Annotated in this window: 18 protein-coding genes; 12 read left to right on the top strand and 6 right to left on the bottom strand. The window is 59.7% G+C overall.

The genetic code is table 11. The features are described from left to right. The first annotated feature begins 309 nt into the window (after positions 1-309). From A3OQ_RS0111900 to A3OQ_RS0111910, 3 genes are all read left to right on the top strand, one after another. The gene (locus tag A3OQ_RS0111900; protein WP_020175615.1) at positions 310-984 is read left to right on the top strand and encodes a Crp/Fnr family transcriptional regulator; all 675 of its coding nucleotides are present in this window, start codon (positions 310-312) and stop codon (positions 982-984) included. A 188-nt stretch (positions 985-1,172) separates the two neighbouring features. Next, positions 1,173-1,457 carry a hypothetical protein gene (locus A3OQ_RS22190; RefSeq protein ID WP_020175616.1) on the top strand — a complete coding sequence of 95 codons (285 nt, stop codon included), beginning with the start codon at positions 1,173-1,175 and terminating at the stop codon, positions 1,455-1,457. Positions 1,458-1,769: 312 nt separating this feature from the next. Beyond that, the gene (locus A3OQ_RS0111910; protein WP_020175617.1) at positions 1,770-7,079 is read left to right on the top strand and encodes an autotransporter domain-containing protein; all 5,310 of its coding nucleotides are present in this window, start codon (positions 1,770-1,772) and stop codon (positions 7,077-7,079) included. An 86-nt stretch (positions 7,080-7,165) separates the two neighbouring features. Here A3OQ_RS0111910 and A3OQ_RS0111915 read toward each other — a convergent pair whose 3' ends face one another. Beyond that, positions 7,166-7,405: a hypothetical protein gene (locus A3OQ_RS0111915; protein ID WP_020175618.1), complete on the bottom strand. Its 240-nt coding sequence runs from the start codon at positions 7,403-7,405 to the stop codon at positions 7,166-7,168. 204 nt (positions 7,406-7,609) lie between these two features. Here A3OQ_RS0111915 and A3OQ_RS0111920 point away from each other — a divergent pair, with 204 nt between their 5' ends. Beyond that, positions 7,610-7,801, top strand: coding sequence for a hypothetical protein (locus A3OQ_RS0111920; protein ID WP_152428419.1), 192 nt, complete (start codon positions 7,610-7,612; stop codon positions 7,799-7,801). A gap of 129 nt (positions 7,802-7,930) precedes the next feature. Further along, positions 7,931-8,293, top strand: coding sequence for a hypothetical protein (locus tag A3OQ_RS0111925; RefSeq protein WP_152428420.1), 363 nt, complete (start codon positions 7,931-7,933; stop codon positions 8,291-8,293). A gap of 66 nt (positions 8,294-8,359) precedes the next feature. On the opposite strand, the gene A3OQ_RS0111930 is transcribed toward A3OQ_RS0111925, so the two are convergent. The 3 genes from A3OQ_RS0111930 to bcp form a co-directional block, all read right to left on the bottom strand. Next, entirely contained in the window at positions 8,360-9,211 is an 852-nt protein-coding gene (locus A3OQ_RS0111930) for a formate/nitrite transporter family protein (RefSeq protein ID WP_040580999.1), read from the bottom strand. 103 nt (positions 9,212-9,314) lie between these two features. Further along, entirely contained in the window at positions 9,315-10,847 is a 1,533-nt protein-coding gene (locus A3OQ_RS22195; RefSeq protein ID WP_020175622.1) for a M23 family metallopeptidase, read from the bottom strand. A 97-nt stretch (positions 10,848-10,944) separates the two neighbouring features. Then, on the bottom strand, positions 10,945-11,415 hold the full coding sequence (bcp, locus tag A3OQ_RS0111940; protein WP_020175623.1) for a thioredoxin-dependent thiol peroxidase: 471 nt from the start codon (positions 11,413-11,415) through the stop codon (positions 10,945-10,947). A gap of 670 nt (positions 11,416-12,085) precedes the next feature. Here bcp and A3OQ_RS0111950 point away from each other — a divergent pair. Next, positions 12,086-15,556, top strand: coding sequence for a YhdP family protein (locus A3OQ_RS0111950; protein WP_161607333.1), 3,471 nt, complete (start codon positions 12,086-12,088; stop codon positions 15,554-15,556). A 113-nt stretch (positions 15,557-15,669) separates the two neighbouring features. Here the strand turns inward: A3OQ_RS0111950 and tyrS are convergent, their stop codons facing one another. Further along, complete coding sequence (tyrS, locus tag A3OQ_RS0111955; RefSeq protein ID WP_020175625.1) at positions 15,670-16,926, bottom strand: tyrosine--tRNA ligase; 1,257 nt, start codon at positions 16,924-16,926, stop codon at positions 15,670-15,672. Positions 16,927-17,207: 281 nt separating this feature from the next. Here tyrS and A3OQ_RS0111960 point away from each other — a divergent pair, with 281 nt between their 5' ends. Continuing rightward, positions 17,208-18,314: an anhydro-N-acetylmuramic acid kinase gene (locus A3OQ_RS0111960; RefSeq protein ID WP_210162194.1), complete on the top strand. Its 1,107-nt coding sequence runs from the start codon at positions 17,208-17,210 to the stop codon at positions 18,312-18,314. A gap of 312 nt (positions 18,315-18,626) precedes the next feature. On the opposite strand, the gene A3OQ_RS0111965 is transcribed toward A3OQ_RS0111960, so the two are convergent. Beyond that, complete coding sequence (locus A3OQ_RS0111965) at positions 18,627-19,316, bottom strand: alpha/beta hydrolase (protein ID WP_020175627.1); 690 nt, start codon at positions 19,314-19,316, stop codon at positions 18,627-18,629. Between the two features lie 405 nt (positions 19,317-19,721). Here A3OQ_RS0111965 and A3OQ_RS22200 point away from each other — a divergent pair, with 405 nt between their 5' ends. From A3OQ_RS22200 to A3OQ_RS0111990, 5 genes are all read left to right on the top strand, one after another. Then, positions 19,722-20,909, top strand: coding sequence for a cysteine desulfurase family protein (locus A3OQ_RS22200; RefSeq protein ID WP_020175628.1), 1,188 nt, complete (start codon positions 19,722-19,724; stop codon positions 20,907-20,909). Positions 20,910-20,982: 73 nt separating this feature from the next. Next, positions 20,983-22,509, top strand: coding sequence for a Fe-S cluster assembly protein SufB (sufB, locus tag A3OQ_RS0111975; protein ID WP_020175629.1), 1,527 nt, complete (start codon positions 20,983-20,985; stop codon positions 22,507-22,509). A gap of 133 nt (positions 22,510-22,642) precedes the next feature. Further along, positions 22,643-23,398, top strand: a complete 756-nt coding sequence (gene sufC / locus A3OQ_RS0111980; RefSeq protein ID WP_020175630.1) for a Fe-S cluster assembly ATPase SufC — start codon at positions 22,643-22,645, stop codon at positions 23,396-23,398. 18 nt (positions 23,399-23,416) lie between these two features. Next, the gene (locus A3OQ_RS0111985) at positions 23,417-24,745 is read left to right on the top strand and encodes a SufB/SufD family protein (protein ID WP_020175631.1); all 1,329 of its coding nucleotides are present in this window, start codon (positions 23,417-23,419) and stop codon (positions 24,743-24,745) included. A gap of 99 nt (positions 24,746-24,844) precedes the next feature. After that, a complete protein-coding gene (locus tag A3OQ_RS0111990; protein ID WP_020175632.1) occupies positions 24,845-26,086 on the top strand; it encodes a cysteine desulfurase in 1,242 nt (413 codons plus the stop codon). Positions 26,087-26,093: the final 7 nt, after the last annotated feature.

A 26,093-nucleotide genomic window follows, 5' to 3' on the forward strand; every position in this document is an offset into this window, starting at 1 on the left:
GCGATCGGGCATGAGACCGTAGAATTCAAATGAGATCAATTCATTATGAGCGAGAAACATCGCTGACGGCGTGAAGGGTGGTCAATTTTGACCACTCGATGAGAGGCCTTCCTGCTATGCCTTCACCCGAACCAGGAGGGCATGCGTATGGGATATCTGTGGCAATGAAATGCGTCAGTGCCCAGGTTATGGTTGCTCGCGTGATGGCGCATATTTGCCGGTGATGCAAAGGCCCATGTCTTCGATTTATGACGATTGCTATTAATCTATTTATGGCGGCCTGTAGGTCGCCCTCGGGGCGAGGGCTAGGTGGCAGAAGAACAGACCAGACTCATTGATCTGACCCGCTTGTCAAATGTGAGCGGGGTAACAGCCGGCGTCGTATCGCGAAAGGATACGGTTTTCTTCGCTCAGGGCGACCCCGCTGATTCTCTCTATTTCCTCCAGGACGGCAGGGTCAAAGTCACGGTCGTGTCCGAACAGGGAAAAGAGGCCGTGATCGCGATCCTTAAGGTTGGCAGTTTCTTCGGCGAGGGGTGTCTCACCGGGCAGCAGGTGCGCATGGCGTCCGCTGTGGCACTCACCGACTGCATCTCCATTCACATGGAGAAGGCCGCGGTCATTCGCGTGCTCCATGAAGACAAGGAGTTTTCCGAGCAGTTCACCGCCTATCTATTGGCGCGCAACGCTCGAGTGGAAGCCGATCTTGTCGATCAACTGTTCAATTCCAGTGAAAAGCGCTTGGCGAGAATGCTCTTGATCCTTGCCAATTTCGGTAAAGAAGGAAAACCTGAGCCGATCATTCCTTCGATCAGCCAGGAGACACTTGCCGAGATGATCGGAACCACCCGGTCTCGCGTCAGCTTTTTCATGAATAAGTTTCGTCAGCTCGGTTTCATCGATTACAACGGCCATATCGAAGTCCATAGCTCTTTGCTGAATGTCGTCCTGCTTGACGACACCACCAAGAAGATTGAGGACTGATCGCGCGTCGCTTCCAGCCGCGGTCGCCATGGAAAGCGATTTTGCTCCGCGCCGCACTTTATGGGAAGCGAAGACGGCCTTGTAACCTTGCGGCACTCCCATCATGTTAATAGGTAGTTCGCTGCAACGGTAGACATGCTCCCGGACAAAGCAGTGACAACCCCAGACATAAAGTTGAGGAGTGCGAGATGGCGATCCGTTCGACTGAGTCCATGGTTACGTTCAACCATCCTTTTCGCATGAGCGCCTTTGACGACCTTCTGCCGGCTGGAACCTACCGGGTTGTAACCGATGAAGAGGAAATCCTCGGCCTTTCGTTTCTCGCTTACCAGCGGATAGCTACGTCGTTGCAAACGCCGTCGATCTCAGCACCTGACGGCCAGAGCCAAAGCGTACCGATCCAGCCGGCCGAACTTACGTCAGCGCTTGAGCGCGACGACCAGCAAACGACGGAAGCCGTTCATGCGGCGTAACCCGAGCCGAACTGAGAGCGGCGTTCTCTCCAAGTTCGAGATAAGCAAACAAGCTTTTATAAGTTTTCGGAACTAAATCGCTTCCAACTCACTGTTTAAATGGCGACCCTTCTGCAACTGCGTTGCGGATTGCCGCCGTTAGGCCTCAGCAGTCGCATGGATGATGGTGTCATAGGCGGAGAGGCAACGAATGGCCGGTTTGGCCGAAGCTGGAAGAGGCCGCTTTTTTATGGGCGTCATCCAAATGTCACGTCATTAAGCTTAAACGCCGCCGGGGAGTGGTAGCCCAGGGCTACCGCTGTGGGGGGCGTTATGTTGAGTATTCATTCGCTGCCGGTCCGCATGGGCCGGCAAAGAGAGCGCGTTGCTGGCTTTCGGTCAGCCAAAACCCGCAGGCGGCTTGCGCAACGACTGCTCGCAAGTACCGCGCTGGTCGCTCTCGCGGATCTGGTGCTGCTACCGGCAGCTTATGCGGGCCAGCTCGACCTTTCGGCTTTTACGGCCTATTCGTCGGTCAATTTCAGCACGATCACACCCGGGCCCTTTTCGCTCTTCAGCGTCAACGTCGACTCGCTTTCGCCGACCCAGTTGAACGAAGGCTTCGTCGAGGTCGGCAAGAAGACGGCGGGTTTCAATCTTCTCACCTCGCAAGCGGCGCTTACCTCGAATCTACTGACCGACATCGAGCCTGTGGTGATTGGTCCCGGCGGCAAGCTCTATCTCACTGACGGCCACCATACGTTTACGGCGCTGGAAAGCTCGACCTTCGGATCGTCGAACCCGACCGTCTATGTCGATGTCATCGCCAATTACTCGAACCTGACCACCGCCCAGTTCTGGGCGATGATGCAGGCGAATAATTTCGTTTTCTCGATCAATGATGGAATTCCGCAGACTTTCAATGTCAACACGGGTGCGCCGATCCCGGCCACGTTGACAGGATTGTCCAGCGATCCCTATCGCGGCCTCGAATATTCGATCCTCAAGAACAAAAGCTCGAAGCTGTTTCCGACGACAGCGAATATCACCGGCGCCGTCGGCTCTTCGACGGCGGGTCTCGACAAGATCACCGGCTTCTACTCGGACTTCATCGAGGCGGACGCCTACCGCAACGCCACCACGAAATTCGGCGGCACTGGCTTGGCGTATCTATCGCCGGGCGACATCGCGCTTGCGACGCAATGGAATCTCAATGCCAATAGCGTAACCAGTTTGCCGGGCGTGTCCGGCACGGTGAAAGCCGGCCAATTGCCCGGCTTCATCCTCGGCGGCAACATCAATATCACCGGTACGATCAGCAATGCGACGCTCGCCAATGGCACGCTCGACGGAACGGTGACGGGCACCTTCGACGAAACGTCCACCTTTGCCTCGTTTAACGGCGTCACCAGCATCAATGTCGGATCGGTCACGATCGGCACGCCGCTCAACGGCTTCATCATGCAGCTTGGTCATGACTCGGGCAACAGCGTCACGCTCACCGGCAACAATACCTACACCGGCGGCACCACGATCATCGCCGGCACTTTGTCGGTCAATAGCGACGCAGCTTTAGGTGCGGCGGCACCGGCGAATTATACGATCGACCCGAACAATATCGCGGCGAGTGTCCGTGCCGCAAATGGCATTATCTTCAATAGCCTCTCCGAGGGTGCGGGCACGCTTGCGACGACCACGAGTTTCTCGACGAATCGTCCAATCGCTGTCGATGGCGAGGTCGCGACGCTTGCACCGGCTTCGGGCACCACTTTGACTCTGACCGGTCAGATCGTGTCGCTGGGTTCCGCGGGCGTCGGCCTTGGCAATGCGACCGGCGAGTCGGACCTTTCAATCAATGGCGCCGGCACCGTTGTTCTCGCGCCTACAAGCGGCAGCAATTCCGGTTTCTTCGGCAATCTGATCGTCTCCGGCGGCACGCTCGAAGTTTCGAGCGACGCAGCCATGGGCAATACGACGGGCCCCGCCGTTTCGATCGGCGCGCTCGATCTCGACGGCGGTACATTCAAGCCGCTCGCCTCGTTCTCCTCGGTGCGCAACGTCACCGTGACGAGCGGCAGCACGTTCGATACGAACAGCTTCACGACCTCCTTTGGAGGATCACTCTCCGATACTCAGCGCAATTTGACCTTCACGAATTCGGGGACGGGCGCCGGCGCCGTGAGTTTCGGATCGTTGCAGGCGGCGTCGGCATTCGAACTGACTGTGAACAAAGGCACCGGCACATCGACCAGCCTGACCTTTACGAACGGCATCGTCCGCAATGGCAATGCCGTTGTTTTCCTGAAGCCGAACAGCGGCACATTGGGGACAGCGGAAACGGTCTTCGCCGGCGCAGGAACGGGAACGACAAACGGCATTGTCTCGCCGTGGGTCATCGTCGACAGTGGCGCCGCCAATAACCCTTATGATTTCGCAACTTATAATGCCGGCACCGGTTACACCGCCCTCTCTGGCTCTGGATATTCGACGAGCATCGCGGCGGCGACCAACACAAGTGTCGTCAAGCAATCGGCCAATGTGGCACTCGGGGCAGATACGTCCGCCTATGCGCTGAATGTTCAAAAAGGCATCTCGATCACCAATACGGGGACGCTGTCGCTCGGCGACGGCACCAATCCCGCGGGTCTCATTTTCAACGGCGGCAGCGGCTCGGGGATCAGCGGCGGCACTTTGGCCTTTGGCGGCAGCGAGGCCGTCATCAACATCAGTGGATCGAGCACGATCTCATCGACGATCTCCGGAACCGGCGGCTTGACTCTGTCCGGCACCGGCACTTTGACGGTTTCGACGGCGAGCAGCGAAACAGGTGCGATCGTCGTCAATTCCGGCTCGTTGACGCTGTCGGCCGCCAATGTCTTCTCGTCAAGCTCCCTCGGCGTCACGCTGGAAGACACCAAGAATTTGGCGAAAGCCAATTTGACGATCAGCGCCAGCAACCAATTCGCCGCTTTGAACAGCACCGGCAACAATAGCACGGTGACGATCAACGGTGCCGCCACGCAATTGACGATCGGCGACAGCACTAATCTGAGTTCGACGCTTTCGAGCGCCATCACCGATACGGCCGTTGCCGCAGGCTCGACATCGATCATCAAGGCGGGCACCGGCCTTCTCGATCTGTCCGGCGGCACGCTCACACTCACCGCGGGCAGCAATATTTCCGTGACCGGCGGTCAATTGCGGGTAGCGGCGGGTACCTTCAAAAATACGAACAACATCGCGTTGGCTTCCGGCACCGAGGTGCAATTCGCGCAGAACGGCGGCGGCATATATGCCGGTAACGTGACGGGCTTGGGCGCGCTGCATCTGATCGGCGGCACGCTCCAGATTACCGGCACAGGCAACAGCTATTCCGGCGGCACGATCGTCGAAGCGGGTTCCACTCTCGACCTCACGACGGCCAATATCTCGTCCGGCAATGCGAATATCACCAATGCCGGCGGTCTCGTTGTCTTCGATCAGGCGGCGACCGGCACTTATGCGGGCGTCATCAGCGACGGTTGTCAGATGGAAACCGCCTGCACGGCCAAATTATCGGGATCCTTCATCAAGGACGACAGCACCGGCGCCAACACCGGCAATGTCACCTTGAGCCAGGTGCAGGCCTTTACCGGCATGACCTTCGTCGAGGCCGGCACTTTGACGCTCGGCGCGACGGATACATTGAAGACATCGGCCGGCGTCGATCTCGGCCGCGTCGGCGGCGGAGCCATCGCAACCCTCGCGTTCAACGCCGATCAAACCCTGGCGATGCTGACCTCGGAGGCGACCAATACGACTTCGGTCTCGCTCAACGGCCATACATTGACGCTCGGCACGACAAGCGGCGTCAATCCAAACGCCTCTTTCATCTTCGGCGGTTCGATCGTCGACGGTTCGGGCAGCGGCAATCTCGTCAAAGCGGGGACCGGCACGGCCGTCCTGACCGGCACGAACACCTATACCGGCACGACGACGATCAACGGCGGCGCCTTGGAGATCGACGGTTCGACGACGACCTCCAATGTGATCGTGAACGCCGGGGGCATGCTGTCCGGCAGCGGAACGATCACCGATCCGATCATCAATGCGGGCGGCATTTTGGCGCCGGGCACCTCATCGGCGATCGGTACGCTCACTATCAATGGTCCGCTGACCTTCCAGCCGGGCTCCTTCTACAATGTGCGCATCACGCCGGCTTCGAACGATTTCACGCAGGTGAACGGCGTGACGACGATCAACGGCGGCGTGGTGAATCTGGCATTCGGCACCGGCACCTATCAGCCTTCGTCGCGCTACACGATCCTGTCCGCGACCGGCGGCGTCAACGGCATGTTCTCCGGCGTCGACCGGGGCAATTTCGCCTTCCTGACGCCGTCGCTCAGCTATGATGCGAACGATGTCTTCCTCAGCATCACGCCCAATTACAATTTCGCCGCCGCGGCGCTGACCCGAAATCAGTTCAGCGTCGCGAACGCGCTCGCACTCGGCGGCCAACTCAATCCGAACTCGCCCATCCTGCTTGCCTTCGACAGTCTGACGACAGGGCAGGCGAATGCCGGATTTGATTCCGTATCGGGCGAGGGGATCACCGCCGCCGATACGACTGGCCTGCGGATGAACCAGCTTTTCACCGGCGCGATGAGCGACCAGGGAACCCTCTGGCTCAACGGCGGCAGCAATGCCAATTCCGTCGTGCTGAGCGAACCGGCGCCCGGCGCGCTTTTCTATGCGCCGGTCACGAAGAGCCCGATCGTCGTGCACGACCCGCTCTTGCCGCCTGTGCGTACCTGGAGTGCTTGGGCGAGCGGCTTTGGCGCCGACGAAAACGTGCATGGCAACGCGGGTCTCGGCACCGTCGCGCAATCGGCCGAGCTTTATGGCGGCGCCATGGGCATCGACTATCAGGTCAATCCCACGTTTCTCATCGGTGTCGCGGGCGGCGGCTCCAGCGGCAATTTCTCGGTACCGGGCCGCGCGACTTATGGTTACGTGACCGGCGGCCATATCGGTGCCTATAGCATCGCGAGTTTTGGGGCTTCCTATGTCGCGTCGGCCACCAGCCTGTCGTTCCTTCACAATGGCGAGACGCGTACGATCGCTGGCCTCGGCGCGCTTGGCGGCGAGACAGATCACGGCGGCTATGATTCGATGGCCGTACGCACGAGGCTCGAAGCCGGACGGCGCTTTGCCAATTTCTATGGCTCGACGGTTACGCCTTTCGTGGCGCTCGAGATCGCCGATCTGCGCAGCAATGGGTTCAGCGAAACGCCGACAATGGGGCCAGGTGCCTTCGCGCTCAATGTCCAGGGCAGGGACACGGCCTCCGTGCCGGCCTATCTCGGGCTACGCTTCGAGAAGTTCTTCGATATCGGCAACGGCATGACGGTGAAGCCGGTGCTTTCGCTGGCCTATGGCCACGATTTCGCGCCGGAGCGGAATTTGACGACCACCTTCCTCACTTTGCCGGGCGCGTCCTTCGAGGTCGATGGCGCAGCCATCGCGCGCGACTTCGCGCAGACGAAAGTGGGCTTTGAATTGGCGCTGGCGCCCGGCGCCGCGGCCTTCGCCAATTTCGACGGCGAATTCTCCGGTCGCGACCAGCTCTATGGCGGCAAGGGCGGCATCAAACTGACCTGGTGATGATGCGCCGCGCCTGCGGTGCATTGTTAGGAATACGTACCCAGACGCCGGCCTCAAAACCGGCGTCTGAACATGCTTAATCTTCATTAGCAATTTGTTTTGGTCTTCGAGACGCTGTCGCCCATTCCGTTCGTCTTCTTCACGGTCTTGCTGGCGCAGCCGTCCTCATCATGAGTGATGACCTTCTTTTCAACCTCGCCGCCGACGCTGCGATGGACGACTGTCCGGTCCATGTCGGGCGAATCGCGGTGAATGATGACGTCCTCGGCGAAGGCGCTGCCCGTGAGGAAAGCGAAAGCGCTGGCACAAATCAGGATTAATTTCATGTGTGGTGCTCCGTTGATGAAATGCGAAGCGCAACGCCGTTCCGCGGGAACGGTTCCGAATCCGTTCAAACAAGCGTGAGCCGGCGCAGTTAGGCATAATCTGTCGCGGCATTGTGAGCCTTGAGCATGGATCAAAAAGCAAGCTGGTGCGTTCGACAACCATATGAAGCTTTTGTTCCATGCTTGGCTGTTGAAGGAAAGATGATGATCCAGGCCCTGATTTTGATTTGCAGCGTCTACGTGCCGCCGCAGAATTGCGATCGGCATCATGCAATCGATGCGAGCGTGCGTTCTGTGCCCTTCGGGATTTCCGGTCTCGCCGGAGAGGTTGAGATGGCCGACAATGCGCGCGGTCCGGATTGGGCGCATTACGAAAAAATCGTCACCACGCGTTAAGCATCAAGCATCGTCTCGCTCGAACGAAACAGCCAGGGCAGAATCTTATTCTACGGCGTGATTGCATGTCGCCGGAACGATGTTCGCCGCCGCACATTCCCAGATGCCTTGGGATGGGAGAAGCGAGCGATGCGCGTAGGTAAATCTGTAATGATGGCGATGATCTCTCTTGGTCTTGGCTCGGCGGCTCTTGCCGCAGGCGGCGGAGCGGGAGGAGCTGGCCGCGCTGCCGCGGGCGGAACCGGGAGCGTGGGCACAGGTACGGGCAGTGTGACCAATGGGTCCGGCAGCGCCGGCATCAATGCCACGGCGCCCGGCAACATGGGTGGTGCAGGCGCTACTGCCACAGGCCGAAGCAGCGGCACCGGCATGAATGGAAATACGGGTCCGGGCATCGGCACAGAAAGTGTGCCGAGTGCGAGCGATCCCAACTCCATGAATGGCAACGGCAACACCGGCGGAACGTCCGCCACGCCGGGTCAGAATCAATAGATCCCTTACATCAATCTATCGAAGCTCCTGTCCGTGCAACGCCACGAGCTTCGTGCATCTTTCGATCTAGTTCGTCGGGATCGACGAGGCTCCGACATCAAGATCGCCTTCCGGCGCCTTGGCGCCTGGCTCCGGATGGAAGGTTAGAAACCAGGGCACGGCGATGAACAAGAGACCGCCTGCCAGATTGCCGAGCGTTACCGGGATCTGATTCCACAACCACCAATCTGCGATGGTGACTTTGGCGCCGAGCATCATGCCGGCCGGAATCAGAAACATATTGACGACCGCGTGCTCGAAGCCTTGTGCGAAGAAAATGAAGATCGGCAGCCAGGCGCCGAAGAGTTTTCCGAAGGTCGAGGTCGACATCATCGACATGGTGACGCCGAGACAGACCATCCAATTGCAGAGCATGGCCTTCACGAAGCAGCTCAGGAGCCCGGCGGCGCCGAAGGGCTCATAGCCCGTCGTCTTCATTTGCGCGATATCGATGATCTTCTGCGCGATGGTGCCGGGAGCCACCGCGACGTGCCATGTATTCGTCAGCGCGATCACGAGCAGGAGCGCATAGAGAACGCTGCCGATCAGATTGCCGATGAAGCCCCAGAACCAATTGCGGTTGACTGCGCCCCATGTGCATTTTTTGGCGAGACCGGCAACCGCGAGGATCGCGTAATTGCCGGTCACGAGTTCAAGTCCGAGAGAGACGATCATCACGAAGCCGACGGGGAAGACGATCGCTCCGACAAATGGAACGCCGGTCTGCACGGCGCCGGTTATGGCGAGGCTTGTCGCGATGCCGAGCAAAGCGCCGGCCATCATGCCACGCACCAGCATATCCGTGATCGAGAGCTTGGCCCGGATCGCACCGGACTCAGCCATATTGGCCACCATGTCTATAGGCTTGACGTAATCCATCTCCTCGCCCTCCTGCAAGCATGAGGCAGCAAGCCCCATGCCAAGCTTATAGGAGCGTCATTGGCTCGCTCATCGCTCACCGCTGGCTCGGCTGCAGGAGCGCTCAGTCTTGCGGGAAGGCGTCCGGGTTTTCCGAGAAAAGCCGGTTGCCCGCCTTGAGAAAACGAAGCGGGTCGACAGGCTCGCCATCGATCCTTGTCTCATAATGCAGGTGAGGTCCGGTCGTGCGTCCCGTCATGCCGATATGGCCGACGACCTGACCGGCCTGCACGACTTGGCCCTCGCTCACTGTGATCGAGGCCATATGCGCATAACGGGTCGAGAGCCCATTGCCATGATCGATCTCGACCATATTGCCGTAGCCGCCGTCAGGGCCGGCGATCGTCACTTTGCCGGAAGCCGTCGCATGCACGTCCGTCCCGTAGTCTTCGCGAAGATCGATGCCGGCATGCATGGCCGGGCGTCCGAAGAACGGATCGAGACGGGCACCGAAGCCGGAGGTGACGTCTGGATCGCCGGCGAGCGGTTTTCGCAGAGGCACCGACGATATGGCCCGGCGCATATGTTCGACGGCGAGAATGGCCTCTTGCAAGGAAACGGCGGCGCGTTCGAAGGCCGACCCATCCGCATCGAGCTTCAAAGGAATGAAGGGACCGCCAACGGCACTTTGGGCTCCGGCCGTTTTCGATCCGGCGTCGCGGCTCTTGCGATCTTCGACCGGAAAGGATTGCCGCAGAGCCAAACGATCGGAAAGTCCGGCCTGCGCAAGCACGGTGCGGACGCGTGTCATCTCTCCGATCAAAGGCATCTGCAGCCGCGCGACAATGCGGTCTTGATCCTTTTCGATGCGGTCGAGCGAAGCGGTCATGCGTGATAAGGATTCAGCCCCGTCGCCGGGGCCGCGCGCATCGCTGGTCTTTTCGGGAGCGGCGGGCAAAGCGAAGCCCGAGTCCTCGCTATGGCGCAGGTCGAGCCCGTCTGGACGCGGCTTGGTCGCAGGCGCGCTTTCCTGCAAAGCTTCGTGCGGTGCGCTCTCAAGCGGCGCGAAAGCCGCGACGCCTTGCGGTAGAGCTTGCGAAGGGCTCGGCGAAAAAGCTCCGCTCAACAGCGGATTGGGGGTGGTGTGGGGGGACGCCTGCCGGGCATGAGCGTCGCCGGCGGCGGGCGTGCCTTGAACCAGAATGCTTGGAGCCCGAGTGCTTTGAGCCTGCGCGAGGCTGCCCTTGGCGTCCGGCTTCGGCAGCACGCGCTCCGCCAAGCTTGTCACCACGGCGCTTCGCCGTTCGAGCCGGACCTGCCGCGAGGCGAGGTCTTCCATTTTGGCACTGATGGCGGCTTCGTCGAGCAGGTGGCGGCTCGTCGATTGATCGAGCTGCGCGCGCAGCGACGTGATCCGGTCCTCATAGGCATATTGCATTTCGGCCTGACGGTTCATCAGCGAGGCGAGCATGTCGTCGCGGAAGATCAGGTAGACGGTCGCGAAAAGATACCAGAGGGCAAGCACCGGCAGCACCCCGGCGATAATGTAGAAAAGGAACGGCCGGATGGAAATGCTGCGCGTGCCTCTGCCATAGCTGAAGGAAAGGCAGATACGGCGCGCCTCTCTACTTTCTAGATGACTGTAACGCAGCGACATCCTGCACCTGGATCGGGGGGAACCAGGGATAAGAACACTATGTTAAGGTTAATATTACGCTAAAGGACGTGGTCATACGTATTCGTGCAGATCGGCATCAAAGAGCCTTGGCAGCGGCGAGTACCGCTTCCGCATGGCCCGGAACTTTGACCTTGTTCCAGACGGCCGCGATCTTGCCCTTGGAATCGATCAGAAAGGTCGTGCGTTCGACGCCCATATATTTCCGGCCATACATGCTTTTCTCGACCCAGACTCCATAGGCTTCGAGCATGGCCTTCGTTTCGTCCGATCCGAGCACGAGGCCAAGATCATGTTTGGTCTTGAATTTGACGTGGCTTGCAACCGAATCCGGGGACACGCCGACGATCGTCACGCCTGCCTTCGTGAAATCGTCCTTCAGACCATTGAAGTCGATGGCTTCCTTGGTGCAGCCGGACGTATCGTCTTTCGGATAAAAGTAGAGAATCAGTTTTTTGCCGGCGAATGCTTTGAGCGAAAGTTTTCCACCTTTATCGTCCGGCAGTTCGAAATCGGGAGCTTTGTCGCCGGCCGCCCATTTCTTGGCCATGTCGCCTTCCTTTCGTCTCATTAAACAGCGATTGCTTCAGCCCGGCTGACACAACTCCAAAGGGGTCTGCGGCGGCCTTTCGGGAGCTTTGCTCGTATAGTCGCAGTCGGTGTGCGTTTCCAGCACGCTAAGAACGGCACCCTGAGGGCAATCCGGGGGCGACTATCGTCGAAGACGAGCCAAAACGCCACGCGAATGTAAAAAGGCCGGGTTGAAGGATTTTCGTCGATTGGGCAAAGTAACGGCACGGCATTCAGTTCGTATCGCCTTGCTTCCATGACTGAAATTAAAATCACTCGAAAGACGGGAGCGGCCATGATTTTATCGAGATCATGTGCCTTGAGTTTAATGTCGGGGAGCCCTTGGCCAAAAGTAGCGGCGGGGCGGCTTGGATGAGCCGTCGGCCGGCGAATGGTCTCGCGAAAGCGCGATCGTTCAGGTTTGAGTCGGAAAAGCGCGTTATCGCTTTGTGAACAGGAGCGCCGACCGGAGGGGGCAGGGCCTTTCGAGATGAGCTCCAGAGCATGAATGTCGGAAAGGCCGTCAGCGATTGGTCGATCAAATAGGAACGCGCCCCCCGTCCGGTTTTTCGCTCCTGCGGTGTGCATCCGCTGGCAAGGTGGCGTGCTTTTATGTGGCAGGCATGGCTTGGCGCGGGCGGCGTAAATCGTTGAAGGTTGCCGTTTCCGCCTGCACGCTGCTCGCCGGTCTCGCCGCACTCCTCTTGGTCGCCGGCGGCGTATTCGTGATGCGCCTCAGCCATTCGCCGATCGTGATCGAAGGGCTCGGTCCGAGGATCGCCGCGGGCCTCGATGAAAAATTCGGGCGCGGCTATCATTTCGCTCTTGGCGAAACGGCCATTACCCAGCGCGGCTACGGTCCAACGCTCGGCATTGACGGCCTGTCCTTGAAGGGCGCCGACGGCCAGACGATCTTCAACGCGCCATACGCGGAAGTCTCGGTCGATCCCTTCGCTCTCGTCATTGGCCGGGTGATCCCGAAGCGGCTCGAGGTCCTCGACGTCGAAATCAAGCTTTCGGTTCTCGCCAATGGTGCCTTGACGGTATCGGCAGGCTCCAACTCCAATGGCCCGAGCCTTGTTGTGCCGCCACAGCCATCCTTGCTGACGCCGGCTGCCGAACCCGACCAGATCGGGGCGGACGGAAAGCCCAAAGTCGCGCGCGCCGTCATCATCAAGCAGGCCGCCGCGGCCGTGCGGCTTTTGATCGATACGCTGACCAACCCGGACAGCGCGATCGCCGCCATTGATCATGTCGGCGTGGAGCGCGGGCGTCTCGTGATCGATGATCGCACGACGGATGAGACAACTGTCTTCAACGATCTCGAACTCGCCTTCGACAAGCCGAGCGGCGGTTCCAATTTTCATTTATCGGCCGAGGGTCCCAACGGCCGCTGGAAGGCGTCGCTCAAGGCGAATGGCGCGCCCGGCACCGAGCGTCATCTGGACATGGCTTTCGACAATATCACACTCGACGAGATCTCGCTTGCCTCGGGCGTCCGTAGCCTTGGTGTTGATTTCGACATGCCGGTCTCGGCGCAATTGAAGGTGGTGCTGACTCCGGAGGGTGCGGTTTCGCAAGGCGTCGGTCAGTTTCAAATGAATTCCGGCTATTTCCGTATCGACGATCCCAATGATGAGCCCTTGATGATCGATGCGGCCGACGGGCATTTTCACTGGGACCCTGCGACACGCCGCATTCTTGTCGACAATGCCCGCATGAAAGCCGGCGGTTCAAAATTTGTGATCGCTGGCGCGGTGACGCCGCCCGTGCTGGAAGGCGATGCCTTCGGCCTGAATTTCCGCCTGGCAGAGCCCGGCATCTATGGCGCCGAACGCCCTGGCGAGACGCCGATCAAGATCGAAAAGGGCGATCTCGCGGCACGGCTGCTGCTGAAGGACAAGCACTTGGTGGTCGATCGATTGAGCTTTACCGGCGCCGATTTCGGATTGGCGCTGGCAGCCGACGTCGATTGGCGCAATGGGCCGCATATACGGCTGGGAGCCTCGATCGATCCAACTTCGGTGCGCATCGCTGAAAGATTATGGCCGTCTTTCATCGCACCGCCCGTACGCTCCTGGCTTCTTGCGCATTTCCTCGGCGGCACCATCCAGAGCGCGACGATGCGGGCCGATTTCGACGAAGCCGCCGTGAACGCGATGAAAATGGATATTCCGCCGCCTAACGATTCGAGCTCGCTCGATTTGACGGTGACGGATGGCAGCGTGAACTTTCTTCCCGGCGTGCCGCCGCTGCACGACATTACCGGGACCGCCCATATCACCGGCAGGACCACGAACTTTTCCGTTTCGAGCGGCGTGCTCGATACCGAATCCGGGCACCGGGTTACCATCTCCGAAGGAAGCTTCCGTATCGCCGACGACGCGCTCAAGCCGACGCCGGCGATCGTCGCGGCCAAGGTCACTGGACCGCTCGAAGGCGTTCGCGATCTTCTCTCATACGACGCGCTCAAGCCCTATGCGAGCATGCCGCTCGATGCTTCGCCCATGCACGGGCAGGTCGATGGCCGGCTCGAAGTGGATTTGAAAATAGGCACACCAGGGTCGCCGCCGATCGAGCCATTGATCCTGATCAACGCGACGGGGACGAACGTATCGATCGAGAAGCTGATCGGAAAAGAAAAGCTCGATGCGGCGACCATGACGGTCAATGTCGATGCGACAGGGCTGAAAGCCAGCGGGCAGGGGCGTTTGTTCGGCGTGCCCGCGACGCTTGAACTCGCACGGCCGATGGGCGCCAAGACGGTAGAAGCCTCGCTCGCTTTCACCACCGACGATGCCGCGCGGGCGAAACTGGGCGTCTCCACTGTTTCCGGTCTGAGCGGACCGATTGGAACGAAGATCAGCGCTGTGCTCGGTTCGCCCGACAAGCAGAAGGCGCTCGTCGAACTCGATTTGACGAAGACGGTTCTCGACAACATTTTGCCGGGCCTCTCGAAGTCTGCCGGGACGGCAGCCAAGGCGAGTTTCTCGATCGCGGCACCCGAAGACGGGCCGATGCAGATCGATCAGATCTCGCTCGATATGGGAGCGGTCCAGGTGCGCGGTGCGCTCGAATTGGGTCAGGATCAATCTCTTATCTCGGCGAAATTCTCGCAGGTGCGATTGTCGCCCGGCGACGACATGAAAGTCGAGGTCAGCAAACCCGGCGAAACGCTGAAAGTGACGATCCACGGGACGACGATCGACGCCAGGCCTTTCCTGAAGCCATTCTCTGTCAGCCCTGGAGGCGGCGCGAACGCCTCAACCGCATCGGCCAATGCGAAAGATGCGGCGAAAGACTCGGGCGTATTCAAGAATATCGACATCGATATGAAATGTGGCCTGCTGACAGGGCATAACAAGAAGTCGATCTCGAACTTCGATATGCATTTCGTCAAACAAAACGACCTCTTGCGGCAATTCTCGATGTCCGGCCATTTCGGCCGTGACGCGGTGTCGGGTTCCATGGCTCCTGGTTCGCCGCAGCTCGTTATTTCAAGCGAGGATGCGGGATCTCTGCTCTCCTTCATCGATCTTTACCGTCACATGGAGAGCGGCGGGCTTTTGGCGACATTGCAGCTCGGCGGCAATGACCAGCTTGCCGGAGGGCTGGAGATCGAGAATTTCACCTTGCGTGATGAACCAGCGATGAAAAGGCTCGTGGCGGGCGTTTCGCAGCAGGCGCCGGGCCTGGACCCCATGCATGCGCCGCGAATCGATGCCGACGCGGTTCCGTTCCAGAAATTGCAGGTCCAATTTCAGCGGTCCGGTAGCCGCCTCGATCTGCATAACGGCGTGATGTATGGCAATGAAATCGGCCTGACCGTCGACGGCTCGCTCGATTTTCCGCATGACAAAGTGGCGCTGACCGGCACATTCGTGCCGGCCTACGAACTGAACAATATGTTCTCGAAGATACCGGTCTTCGGCTTGTTCCTCGGCGGCGGAACCAACGAAGGGCTTTTCGCGATCAATTATCACATCACCGGCCTGGCCAGCCAGCCGACGCTCGCGATCAATCCGCTATCGCTCGCGCCGGGATTCCTGCGCAAGATTTTCGGCTCGATCGATCCTGCGAACATGAATCCGCAGCAGCCACCCATGCCGACGGAGCGATAGCATGATCCCAAAAAGTTGCAGACTTTTCGGATGAGATCATGCGTCTAAAGCTAGCTGATCCCGAAAAGTGCTGACTTTTCGGGATAGGGGAATGCGGCTCCTCGGGATGGGGGCTAGAGCTTCAAAAGCACATGTTTTTTGCGGCCGAGCGAAAGTTTGGCAACGCCGTCGGTGAAATCGCCTAAACCCACCATGGCTTTCTCATCCTCGACTGCCTTGTCGTTGATCTTGAGGCCGCCGCCCTTGATCTGACGCCGCGCTTCGCCGGTCGAGGCGACAAGCCCGGCCTTCATGAAAGCTGTCAGAACGCCGAGGCCGGCTTCGACTTCGGCTTTTTCGACGGCGACCGCCGGCAGGGTTTCGCCCAGCGTTCCTTCCTCGAAGGTCTTGCGCGCCGTCTCGGCCGCCTCGAGCGCGGCCTGCCGGCCATGCACCATGGCGGTTGCTTCGGTCGCCAGAATCTTCTTGGCTTCGTTGATCTCGGCGCCTTCGAGCGCTGCCAATCGGGCGATCTCCTCGAGCGGCAATTCGGTGAAGAGCTTCAAGAAACGCCCGACGTCGCCATCCTCGCAATTGCGCCAATATTGCCAATAGTCGAAGACCGGCAGCATGGCGGCGTCGAGCCAGACCGCGCCTTGCGCCGTCTTGCCCATCTTGGCGCCTGAGGCCGTCGTCAGCAGCGGCGAGGTCAGAGCATAGAGCTGGCTCGTGCCCATGCGGCGCCCGAGATCGATGCCGGTGACGATATTGCCCCATTGATCCGAGCCGCCCATCTGCAGGACGCAGCCGTAGCGCTTGTGCAATTCGACGAAATCATAGGCCTGCAGGCACATGTAGTTGAATTCGAGGAAGGAGAGTTCATGTTCGCGTTCGAGCCGCATCTTGACCGAATCCATCGCGAGCATGCGGTTGACCGAGAAGTGCCGGCCGACATCGCGCAGGAAATCGATGTAATTGAGGCTCGCAAGCCATTCCGCATTATCCGGCATGACGGCATCCGTCTTGCCGTCGCCGAACGTTAAAAAGCGCGAGAAGACCTGTTTGATCCCGTCCTTATTGGCAGCGATGGTCTCAAGCGTCAGAACCTTGCGGCTCTCGTCCTTGCCGGAGGGATCGCCGACGCGCGTCGTGCCGCCGCCCATCAGAGCGACGGGCTTGCCGCCGGTCTTCTGCAGCCAGCGCAGCATCATGATCTGAACCAGCGAGCCGACATGCAGCGAGGCGGCGGTGCAATCAAATCCGATATAGGCGGTCAGATCGCCGCTCTTGGCCTTTTGATCGAGGCCTTCGAGATCGGAACATTGATGCAGGAAGCCGCGCTCGATGAGCAGGTTGAGAAAGTCGGATGCAGGCCGGAAGGCGTCGGACACAATAACCTCGCACGCCCGGCCCTCGGCCGGTTTGGAAGGCGGCTACGAATACAAAACCGGCCTCGTAGGTCAAGAGAAAGCGGCGCTTTACGCCAAATAGGCCCTGGGAGCTTCACCGGCCAAAATGACATCTTCAGCAACCTCGCGGCGCTAGGCGCGGTTCAAACGCGGCCAGCGGCTGGCTTCTCTGTTGAAGCCGCCTTTGCTGCCGGACGCGGATGGCAGGCCTTGAAAGCGATCTGCAAATAGAAAAGACTGAGGCTGGACAAGACTCGGAGTCGATGACCACGATGACGCGCGCGATCGGTCTGATGAGCGGCACCTCCATGGACGGTGTCGACGTGGCGCTCCTCGATACGGACGGAGAAGCTTGCGTCACGGCCGGCGCGAGCCGGTTTCTGGCCTATAGCGACGAAGACCGGGATGTGCTGCGCGCCGCCATGGCGGAGGCCACAGCATTGACGGATCGGACCGCCCGGCCGGGCGCTTTGGCTACCGCCGAAGCGCTGATTTCGAAGCGCCATATCGAGGCGGTCGAGGCCTTTCTCGTGGCGGAGAAGATCGACCGGCACAGCATCGACATCGTAGGTTTTCATGGACAGACGGTGCTGCACCGGCCGGAGCACAGATTGACGGTCCAAATCGGCGATGGCGCCGCGCTCTCGCAATCTTTGAGGATGACGGTCGCCTATGATTTCCGGGCCGCCGATGTCGAGGCGGGCGGGCAGGGCGCGCCGCTCGTGCCTGCATACCACCGCGCTTTGGTCGCAGCCGCCGGCCTCACCGAGCCTGTGGTTGTCGTCAACATCGGCGGCGTCGCCAACCTTACCTTTCTCGCGCAGGGCTCAGACCCGATCGCTTGCGATACCGGGCCAGGCAATGCGCTCCTCGACGATCTCATGTTTGCGCGAACCGGCGCCGCGGTGGACCTCGACGGCGCCGCTGCCGCCGCCGGCCGTGTCGACGAGGTCATATTGCAGGAGCTGCTCGCGCATCCTTATTTCGACAAGCCGTTTCCGAAATCGCTCGACCGCAATGATTTTTCGGCTGTGCGGGTGAGTGACCTCTCGACGGAGGACGCTGCCGCGACGCTCACGGCTTTCACGGCGGCGAGCCTCGCGCTTGCCTTCCGGCATTTGCCCGCGGCGCCGAGTCTCGCGATCATTTGCGGCGGCGGCGCTCATAATCCAACTTTGATGCGCGAACTCGCGTTGTGTCTGTCATGCCGTGTCATTACCGCCGACTCATTTGGCTGGTCGGCCGATGCGATGGAAGCCCAGGCCTTCGCCTATCTCGCGGTGCGCAGATTGAAGAACCTGCCGATCACCTTCCCGACGACGACAGGTATCACGCGGCCGCTCGAAGGCGGAAGGCTTCTGACTGTTTGAAGGTGATGACTGGCCGGTGCGGCTCAACGGACAAGACCAGAAGCGAGGGCTTTGCGCAAAACCCGCTATTTTAACGCGAGCGACAGCACCACGAAGGTGCTGCCGCCAATCGCGATTGCAACGAGCGAATAAGGCCTGTCCGGCCTCTTCCTCCGCATCGCGTGCGCCTGCAGGAGCAGTCGCACTTATCTGCGTTTGAGAATCCTGCCGTCACCGGAAAACGACAGAGCCGAACGCCCAAACCAACGGCGTCGATCGCAGCGAAGTTCCCGAAAATCGGCCTGCGCGGGCCGATTTAATCCGGAGTTTCGGTCAGCCGCGATCCGCCGGTTCGGCACGCGTCGGCGTCGGCAGGCGCGGCGGGTTGCCAAGACGACGGTCGAGATAGATGCCGACCTCCTCGATCAAGGGCTCGACGCAATTTTCGAAGAAATGATTGGCGCCGGGGATGACGGCGTGTTCGATCAAGATCCCCTTTTGCGTCTTGAGCTTCTCGATGAGGCCGGTGACCTCCTTCAAGGGAGCGACGCGGTCCTGATCGCCATGCACGAAGAGCCCCGAGGAGGGGCAGGGCGCCAGAAATGAGAAGTCGAATCGGTTGGCGGGCGGGGCGATCGAAATAAAGCCCTCGATTTCAGGCCGCCGCATCAAAAGTTGCATGCCGATCCAGGCGCCGAAGGAGACACCGGCGATCCAGCAGGCGCGTGCCTCCGGATTGATCGTCTGCGCCCAATCGAGCGCCGCGGCCGCATCGGACAATTCGCCCTGGCCGTGATCGAAACCGCCCTGGCTGCGTCCGACCCCGCGGAAATTGAAGCGCAGCACGGAGAAGCCGCGCTCGGCGAAAGCATAATAAAGATTATAGACGATCTGATTGTTCATCGTGCCGCCGAATTGCGGGTGCGGATGAAGGATGATCGCAATGGGGGAGCCGCGTTTCGTGGAGGGATGAAACCGCCCCTCGAGGCGGCCGGCGGGACCATTGAAGATGACTTCGGGCATCGTCGTTCCTTATGTGCTCATTCGCGGGGTGGCGGGATTAAACCCGACATAAAACTGTCAAGCTGGCGGTGGACTCAGGCTCTATCGCTGCAGTTGCTTGGAAAGCGGGCTGCGGTGCTGAGTTTTTGCGCATATCTCGTTCATGAAACTATAGAATTGGCTCTGAAACCTGCCGAACTTTACGCCGTCTGCACTTGACTCTGGCATCTTGCAGCGCCTATATGCGGTTAGAACAATTCTAAGCCCTTGACGGCTTGGCGAGCGCCCATTTCGGCGGGCGGGCCCAGACTCCATGATTTGGAGCGCGCATCCGCCTTCTACCATGGTTGATCGCCCGAATTGCAAGTATTTTGGCAAGCTGTTGCCCTCTAAGTAGGGTCCGCAGGTTTCAAAAAGGCTGGCGCCGTGTCGCAGTCTCGTGCCTATCTCGATCATAATGCGACGACACCGCTGCATCCGGCGGCGAAGGCTGCGATGTGGGCGGCCTTGGAGCAGGTGGGCAATGCCTCCTCTGTCCATGCCGAGGGCCGCGCTGCCCGCGCTATGATCGAAGCAGCCCGAATCGACGTCGCCGAGCTTGTCGGAGCGCATCCGAAATCGACCTTTTTCACCTCCGGCGGAACGGAAGCGCTCAATCTGGCTTTGACGCCTTTCATCGAGACCAAAGGCTCGACGAAGCCTTTCGATGTGCTTCTGGTCGCGGCGGGCGAGCATGCCTGCGTGCGCTCCGGTCATCGCTTTCCGCGCGAAAAGGTTGAGGATATCGCTCTAACATCCTCTGGTGTCATTGATCTTTCCGCGCTTCATGCGGCGCTTGAAAAATACGCCGGTCAGCACGTGATGCTGGCCTTGCAGGCCGCTAATAATGAAACCGGCGTGGTGCAGCCGGTCGCCGAAGCGGCGGCCCTGGTCCATGCCGCGGGCGGATTGCTGGTCTGCGACGCCGTGCAGGCGGCGGCCAAGACCGCCTGCGACATATCCATGCTCGGCGCGGATATTCTGGTGCTTTCGGCCCATAAGTTCGGCGGCCCGAAAGGTGCAGGGGCGGTTTGCATGGCGACAGAAGACATTCATATCGGTGCGCCTTTGCTTGGCGGCGGTGGTCAGGAACGCGGTTTACGGGCCGGGACGGAAAATGTCGCTGCCATCGCCGGTTTCGGCGCGGCTGCGGCGATCGCCCGGCAGAGCCATGATGCGGCGCATCTCGGTGCTCTGCGCGACCAGCTCGAAGCCGAGGTTGCGCGTCTCGCTGGGGACGCCGTGTTTTTTGGGCGCGGCGCGAGCCGTTTACCAAATACCTCCTGCTTCGCGATGGAGGGTCTGGAGGCACAAGTCTTGCTTATGCTACTCGACATTGAGGGCGTAGCAGTCTCGTCTGGTTCGGCGTGTTCGTCGGGCAAAGTGAAGCCATCGCATGTTTTGGCTGCGATGGGCGTCCCAAAGGACGTAGCGCGGGGGGCGATCCGGGTCAGTCTCGGGTGGAACTCGCAGGTTGAGGATGTAGAGCTTTTTAGTCGGGCATTCGAAAAGGCGGTCGGAACGGTCAGGATGAGGCGATTGGCACAAAGACAACATGTGAAATCTGCTGCGTGAATGACCGGGGCAACCTGGTTGAGATGATGTCTGAACCAGCGGTCCTTGTAACCGCCAAGGTGAGGAGAATAGTATGGCTGCGGTCCAGGAAACGGTTGATCAGGTCAAATCGATCGACGTAAGCGAATATAAGTATGGGTTCTCGTCGGAGATCGAAGCCGATAAGGCGCCGAAGGGTCTGAATGAAGACATTGTTCGGTTCATCTCTGCCAAGAAGAACGAGCCGGCGTGGCTGACGGAATGGCGTCTCGAAGCCTATAGGCGCTGGCTCACCATGCGGGAGCCGACCTGGGCGCGGGTGAATTTCCCCCCGGTTGATTACCAGAACCTCTATTATTATTCGGCACCGAAATCGATGTCCGGCCCGAAGTCCCTGGACGAAGTCGATCCGGAACTTCTGAAGGTCTATGAGAAGCTCGGCATTCCGCTGAAGGAGCAGGCGATCCTCGCCGGCGTCCAGCAGCAGCCTGAAGCGCCTAAAGAGCAGCTTTACGACGAAGACGGCCAGCCGATCGCCGATCGCAGAATCGCCGTCGATGCCGTGTTCGACTCGGTGTCGGTGGTTACGACCTTCAAGGAAGAGCTGGCCAAGTCCGGCGTGATCTTCTGCCCGATCTCGGAAGCGGTTCATACGCATCCCGAACTCGTCCAGAAATATCTCGGCTCCGTGGTCCCCACGACCGACAATTATTATGCGACGCTGAACAGCGCCGTCTTCTCGGACGGATCTTTCGTCTACATCCCGCCGGGCGTGAAATGCCCGATGGAACTGTCGACCTATTTCCGCATCAACGAGCAGAACACCGGCCAGTTCGAGCGCACGCTGATCATCGCAGACAAGGGCGCCTATGTGTCCTATCTCGAAGGCTGCACGGCGCCTAAGCGCGACGAGAACCAGCTTCACGCGGCCGTGGTCGAACTCGTCACGCTCGACGATGCCGAGATCAAATATTCGACCGTCCAGAACTGGTATCCGGGCGACGCGGATGGCAAGGGCGGCATCTACAACTTCGTCACCAAACGTGGCGATTGCCGTGGCAATAATTCCAAGATCTCCTGGACGCAGGTCGAGACCGGTTCGTCCATCACTTGGAAATATCCGTCCTGCGTCCTGCGCGGCGACAATTCACGCGGCGAGTTCTACTCGATCGCGATCTCGAATGGTCATCAGCAGGTCGACTCCGGCACCAAGATGATCCATCTCGGCAAGAACACCTCGAGCCGCATCATCTCGAAGGGCATTTCGGCGGGTCACTCGCAGAATACCTATCGCGGTCAGGTCTCGGCGCATCGCAAAGCGACCGGCGCGCGCAATTTTACCAATTGCGACTCGCTGCTCATCGGCGAAACCTGCGGCGCGCATACGGTGCCCTATATCGAGTCGAAAAATCCTTCGACCCAGTTCGAGCACGAAGCGACGACCTCGAAGATCTCCGAAGACCAGCTCTTCTATTGCCAGCAGCGCGGTCTTTCGGCGGAAGAGGCGACAGCTCTGATCGTCAATGGTTTCGTTCGCGACGTCCTTCAGCAATTGCCGATGGAATTCGCGGTCGAAGCGCAAAAGCTGATCGCGGTCTCGCTCGAAGGCAGCGTCGGCTAACAGGGCCGCGAGCCATGAGCTCTACACCTAAGAAAGCGCATGTCCGGGGCTCCCGGGCATGCCAACCACAAGGCACATTCGCCTGAGGGCGAGGGCGCCTCAACTTTTGCTTAATTAAAGAACGGGATTTGCCATGCTCGAAGTCAAGAACCTCAATGTTTCCGTTGCTGGACGCAAGATCCTCAATGACTTCTCCCTCACGGTGAAGGACGGCGAAGTCGCTGCCATCATGGGGCCGAATGGTACCGGCAAGTCGACGCTCTCTTACGTCATCGCCGGCAAGAAGGATTATGAAGTCCATAGCGGCGAGGTTCTTCTCAACGGCGTCAACCTGCTCGACCTCGAGCCTGATGTCCGGGCGTCCAAGGGCCTGTTCCTGGCTTTCCAATATCCGCTGGAAATCCCGGGCGTCGCGACCATGACCTTCCTCAAGGCGGCGCTGAACGCGCAGCGCAAGCATCGCGGCGAAGCCGAACTGTCGACCCCGGACTTCATGAAGAAGGTCAAGGTTTCTTCCGACAAGCTCGGCATCAAGTCCGACATGATGAAGCGCGCTTTGAACGTCGGCTTCTCCGGCGGCGAGAAGAAGCGCATGGATATTTTGCAGATGGCTCTGCTTGAGCCGTCCTTCGGCATTCTCGACGAGACCGACTCGGGCCTCGATATCGACGCGCTCCGCATCGTGTCGGAGGGCGTGAATTCGCTGCGCGATCCGAAGCGCGGATTTTTGGTCATCACCCATTACCAGCGCCTGCTCGACTACATTGTGCCGGATACGGTTCACGTCATGTCGGGCGGCAAGATCGTTCGCACCGGCGGCAAGGAACTCGCACTTGAGCTCGAGAAGAGCGGTTATGCGGAATATGCTTCCGAAGCGGCCGCGGCCTAAGAAGGGGAGTGATCTTTCATGAGCGCTCAAATCATCCCTTCAAAGACGCAGGCCGAGACGGGCCTTGCCGAGGTCTATGGCGCGGCGAAAGCCAAGCTGCCCGGCAATGCCGAGGTCATCAAGCTTCGCGACGACGCCTTCAGCGCCTTCAATGAGGCCGGACTGCCGCATCGGCGTGTCGAGTCCTGGCATTATACGGATCTTCGCACCTTGATGCGTGAAGCTCTGCCGATCGCGCCGGCGCCGACGCCTGCCGCGATTGAAGCGCTTCGCAAGGACATCGGCACGGAGCTGAAACAGAAGCTCGTTCTGGTCGATGGCGTGTTCGTTCCCGAATTGTCGGATACCCTGCCTTCTGGTGTCACGGTGCGTTCGCTCGCAAGCGTGCTCGCCGAAGGCAAAGCCGGGCTGATCTCTTTGGTCAGCGGCATGGGTTTGGGCGCACAAGATCCGATCGTCGCCTTGAACGCCGCTTTGATGCAGGACGGCGTCGTCATCGAAGTGGCGCCGGGTGCTACGATCGCCGAGCCGATCAACCTTCTTTACGCAACGGCGTCCACGACGCCTTCGGCATCCTTCTCGCGCTCTCTCGTTGTCGTCGGCAAAGGCGCTTCTGTCCGGATCTCGGAGTCGAGCATTGGCGATGGCGGCCGGACCGGCCAGACTTTCGGCGCCTTGATTTTCTCGGTCGCCGACGAAGCCGATGTCGGCCATACGGTGATGCTGACCAAGACAGCGGTCGGCAGCGTTCGGCTTGACACCTTCATTGTCGAGGTGGGCGCCAAAGCGAAATTCGACAGTTTCGCGCTGATCGCCGGCAGCGGCCTCGTCCGTCGCCAGATCTTCATGCGCTTTGCCGGAGACGAGACGGTGGGCTCGCTGCGTGGGGTATCCCTTCTGCGCGGAAAAGAGCATGCGGACACGACTTTGTTCGTCGAGCATGTCGGCCAAGGCTGTGTCGGCCGCGAGACCTTCCGCTACATTCTCGACGATGAAGCGACGGGTATTTTCCAAGGCAAGATCCGCGTCGCCCCGGGTGCGCAAAAGACCGACGGCAAGATGCTGAGCAAGGCTCTGCTGCTGACCGATATGGTCGCGATGAACAACAAGCCCGAGCTTGAAATCTTCGCCGACGATGTCGCTTGCGGCCACGGCGCTACGTGCGGCGGCTTGAGCGAAGACCAGATCTTCTATCTTCAGTCCCGCGGCATTCCTTATGCGGATGCGGAGTCGCTTCTGCTTGAGGCTTTTGCCGGTGAGCTGGCAGACGAGATTCAAAACGAGGCTCTCGTCGGAACCTTTAGGACCGAGATTGCAACCTGGCTCAACGAGCGGGTCAAGAAGTAATGGCCTGGATGCGCATGGCAGGAGCGGCCGGATATTGCTCTTGCCTGCCCAACGGATCGAGCACGGGGCTTTGCACTGGGCTCAGATATGGTGCGGACAATGAATAAGCATATCACCGATGCGCCTTTGGACGTGATGAAGATCAGAGAGGATTTTCCGATCCTCTCGATGGAAGTCTACGGCAAACCGCTCGTCTATCTCGACAATGCCGCTTCGGCGCAAAAGCCGAAGGAAGTCGTCGATCGCATGGTCCGCGCGACCTATACCGAATATGCCAATGTGCATCGCGGACTGCATTATCTCGCGACGGCCGCGACGGATGCTTTCGAGCAGGCGCGCGAAAGCGTGCGCGCCTTCTTGGGAGCCGGGTCGGTCAACGAGATCATCTTCACCAAATCGGCGACCGAGGCCATTAATCTGGTCGCGGCCTCGTTCGGCCAGGCCTTCATTCAAGAGGGCGACGAAATCGTCCTCTCGATCATGGAGCATCACGCCAACATCATCCCGTGGCACTTCCTGCGCGAGCGCAAGGGCGCGGTGATCAAATGGGTCGATGTCGACGACGAGGGGAATTTCTCCCTCGAGGCCTTCGAGAAGGCCTTGTCGCCCAAAACCAAGATCGTCGCCATGACGCATATGTCGAATATGCTCGGCACGGTGACGCCGGTGAAGGAGATCGTCAAAATCGCGCATGAGCGCGGGATTCCGGTCCTGATCGACGGTTCGCAAGGCGCCGTCCATCTCGAAGTCGATGTCCGCGATCTCGATGTCGATTTCTATGTCGTGACGGGCCACAAACTTTATGGCCCGACGGGCATCGGCGCTGTCTATGGCAAGACGGAATGGCTTGAGAAGCTGCCGCCCTTCCTTGGTGGCGGCGAGATGATCAACGAGGTCACGATGGATACCGTGACCTACAACGAGCCGCCGCATCGCTTCGAGGCCGGCACGCCGCCGATCATCCAGGCGATCGGGCTCGGCGCCGCGGTCGATTACATGCAGAAGATCGGGCGCGCCCGCATCCATGCGCATGAAATGGCCTTGAGCGATTATGCGCATGAGCGTCTGGGCAAGATCAATTCGCTCAAAATCTTCGGGCATGCGAAAGGCAAAGGCGCCATCGTCGCCTTTGAAATGAAAAACGCGCATGCCCACGATGTCGCGACGATCATCGATCGTTCCGGCATCGCCGTGCGGGCTGGAACGCATTGCGCCCAGCCCTTGTTGAAGCGGTTCGGCGTCACTTCGACGTGCCGTGCCTCCTTCGCCGTCTACAATACATTCGAAGAAGTCGACAAACTCGCTGAGGCCCTGATCCGGGCCGAAGGTTTGTTCGCCTGAGAACGAG

The organism is Methyloferula stellata AR4, from assembly GCF_000385335.1.
In the GTDB taxonomy this organism is placed as follows: Bacteria; Pseudomonadota; Alphaproteobacteria; order Rhizobiales; family Beijerinckiaceae; genus Methyloferula; species Methyloferula stellata.

Excerpts from the sequence above, each read along its gene's own strand:
- A3OQ_RS22190 (WP_020175616.1), top strand. The coding sequence starts at position 1,173 with ATGGCGATCCGTTCGACTGAGTCCATGGTTACGTTCAACCATCCTTTT.
- A3OQ_RS0111910 (WP_020175617.1), top strand. The coding sequence starts at position 1,770 with ATGTTGAGTATTCATTCGCTGCCGGTCCGCATGGGCCGGCAAAGAGAG.
- A3OQ_RS0111915 (WP_020175618.1), bottom strand. The coding sequence starts at position 7,405 with ATGAAATTAATCCTGATTTGTGCCAGCGCTTTCGCTTTCCTCACGGGC.
- A3OQ_RS0111920 (WP_152428419.1), top strand. The coding sequence starts at position 7,610 with ATGATCCAGGCCCTGATTTTGATTTGCAGCGTCTACGTGCCGCCGCAG.
- A3OQ_RS0111925 (WP_152428420.1), top strand. The coding sequence starts at position 7,931 with ATGCGCGTAGGTAAATCTGTAATGATGGCGATGATCTCTCTTGGTCTT.
- A3OQ_RS0111930 (WP_040580999.1), bottom strand. The coding sequence starts at position 9,211 with ATGGATTACGTCAAGCCTATAGACATGGTGGCCAATATGGCTGAGTCC.
- A3OQ_RS22195 (WP_020175622.1), bottom strand. The coding sequence starts at position 10,847 with ATGTCGCTGCGTTACAGTCATCTAGAAAGTAGAGAGGCGCGCCGTATC.
- bcp (WP_020175623.1), bottom strand. The coding sequence starts at position 11,415 with ATGGCCAAGAAATGGGCGGCCGGCGACAAAGCTCCCGATTTCGAACTG.
- A3OQ_RS0111960 (WP_210162194.1), top strand. The coding sequence starts at position 17,208 with ATGACCACGATGACGCGCGCGATCGGTCTGATGAGCGGCACCTCCATG.
- A3OQ_RS0111965 (WP_020175627.1), bottom strand. The coding sequence starts at position 19,316 with ATGCCCGAAGTCATCTTCAATGGTCCCGCCGGCCGCCTCGAGGGGCGG.
- sufB (WP_020175629.1), top strand. The coding sequence starts at position 20,983 with ATGGCTGCGGTCCAGGAAACGGTTGATCAGGTCAAATCGATCGACGTA.
- sufC (WP_020175630.1), top strand. The coding sequence starts at position 22,643 with ATGCTCGAAGTCAAGAACCTCAATGTTTCCGTTGCTGGACGCAAGATC.
- A3OQ_RS0111985 (WP_020175631.1), top strand. The coding sequence starts at position 23,417 with ATGAGCGCTCAAATCATCCCTTCAAAGACGCAGGCCGAGACGGGCCTT.
- A3OQ_RS0111990 (WP_020175632.1), top strand. The coding sequence starts at position 24,845 with ATGAATAAGCATATCACCGATGCGCCTTTGGACGTGATGAAGATCAGA.